1 protein-coding gene is annotated in these 1,053 nt (G+C 60.3%); it reads right to left on the bottom strand.

Annotated features, from left to right (window positions below; genetic code table 11):
- Positions 1-10: 10 nt before the first annotated feature.
- On the bottom strand, positions 11-1,053 hold a 1,043-nt coding region (locus SM763_RS24185; RefSeq protein ID WP_369000138.1), incomplete at its 5' end, for an ISKra4 family transposase.

Genomic DNA, 1,053 nt, shown 5'->3' with positions numbered 1-1,053 from the left:
AACATGGGGGTCATGCGGCGCGTTTTCTGTTTGCGACGGTCAGCCGACCATCGAGAACTGCGGCCCTTGTGACGGCTACTCGGTGAGCCCCTTTGGGCGACCACCGCATCCTTCTGCGCTTTCCCATGCGGGCATTGGCAATGTCATCGACTGATCCTTCGGCACGAGATGACGAGATGGGCAGCCCGTTACGGTACCGTCGGCCATAGTCGACAAGGGATTCCATGTTGTTCGCGAGATAGGTGTACAGTGTCCCGCATCGGGCCTGCACACGAGCGGCAGCGGTGCGGACAGCCAAAGGTTCTTCCGCAAGGCGGGTGCAATCGTGCATGAGCCCTTTCAGATAAGTTTCCGCGACCCGTGCTCTGCCATGCCACAGCCACCAGCGAAGGCTTTTCGCGGGGCGCTGGAACAGCACCGGAATTCCAGTGAATCCCGGTATCTGGACCAGACCCTGAACGGCGGCCTCGACATGTCGAATACGCATCGAGATGTGCCACCAGTCGAGGATATGCTTCACCTGGCCGTCGCCACCCATGGCATTCCGTATGAGGTTCGGGAGAGCAAGCTCGCCATCAGAGATTACCGTCAACAGACGGCCCGGCTTCCATCCAAAGTCTGACAGCTCTTCTCGCATCCGGCTGCCTGGCGATGCCGTCGCATTGGCGACCAAGCCAAATCGTCGGCACATATTGCGACTTTCAATCTTACCGACCACAAGATCCAGGTGTCGCTGCTGATACTCCGGTCGACAGCGGATATGCGCACCGTCCAGAAAAACCGTCAAACCCCCTTTGGGAAGTGCTTCAGCGGGATCGCCTGATGCCCTTCGACTTTTCTCGAGCCCCGCGGCTACTCTTCCCAACCGGTCACGCACCGTGGTGTGATGGGGCGGATGGCAGGGGAGGAAGCTTTTCATCAGCCGCGCGGCTTCGCGAAAGGAATGCCGGGACCCGAGTTCCGCATGGAGCCGCTGCAGCTCCGGGGTAGCCCGGTCAGGAAAGAAATAGGCCAGCGGAGAAATAGGTCCGCCGGGCATCGCCGCTGACCTGG

The organism is Pseudophaeobacter sp. C1-32P7, assembly GCF_041008775.1.
GTDB lineage: Bacteria > Pseudomonadota > Alphaproteobacteria > Rhodobacterales > Rhodobacteraceae > Phycobacter > Phycobacter gallaeciensis_A.
Note: the sequence above shows the minus strand (reverse complement) of the source record. Positions and strands in the feature narration are given on the sequence as shown.